The sequence below is a fragment of the Streptococcus mitis genome (assembly GCF_001579035.1).
Classification (GTDB): Bacteria; Bacillota; Bacilli; order Lactobacillales; family Streptococcaceae; genus Streptococcus; species Streptococcus mitis_J.
Genome location: NZ_KQ970287.1, coordinates 286,054 through 286,720 on the forward strand (window position 1 = coordinate 286,054; position 667 = coordinate 286,720).

Consider the following 667-nt stretch of genomic DNA (forward strand, 5'->3'; position numbering starts at 1 on the left):
TAGGACGGGAAATAGTATTCTAATCAATAGACTTTTTATCTCTGATTTGTTACTTACTCCTAAAAGGAATAATAGAGTTTTAAAGTTTTATCAAGGTTTAAAAATTTTAAATTCTTTTAATAGATTCTCCCTTAAAAGGATTGATCGAGCTATTCAATCTTATTATTTAAAAAATATGTTACTATTGAAGTTTGATGTTAATAAAAATTTTTTTAACAGAATTGGCAAGTAAGTGTTGCAAAAAGTTGCTGGTTATGATAAAATAATCTACGTTATATTTTAGTGCCACGACGGCGTGAAATCCTTGAAAGAGGTTTTCAAAAGGTCATAAGGGGGAAGGTTAATAAACTTTCCTCCTTATTTTATATATTTAGGTAAGTTGAAAATAGTGTTGAAGATGTTTGATTCCTGAAGTACCTTGAATTGTATAGAGTTTACATGCAGTTCAGAATTTCTGATTTATTATCCAGAGGATAGAACTGCTTATTGAAGATATTTTAGAAAGTTAGTCATTACTAAAGTTAATATTTATTTCTACAGTATAATTCTAAAATCACTTTTTTTCTCTTTCGTCTATTAGTATAGAAGAAAGCTATCACTACACGTCGAGTGTGTAGCTTTGCTCGTGAAAACCTAGAAAGCTTGGTATGAATCAATTTTATTGTAA

At 28.3% G+C, this 667-nt stretch carries 1 pseudogene; it reads left to right on the plus strand.

Features of this window, described 5'->3' with window-relative positions:
- Nucleotides 1–232, plus strand: a pseudogene (locus SMIDD26_RS12965) (Abi family protein); the annotation flags it as partial.
- Nucleotides 233–667 lie beyond the last annotated feature (435 nt).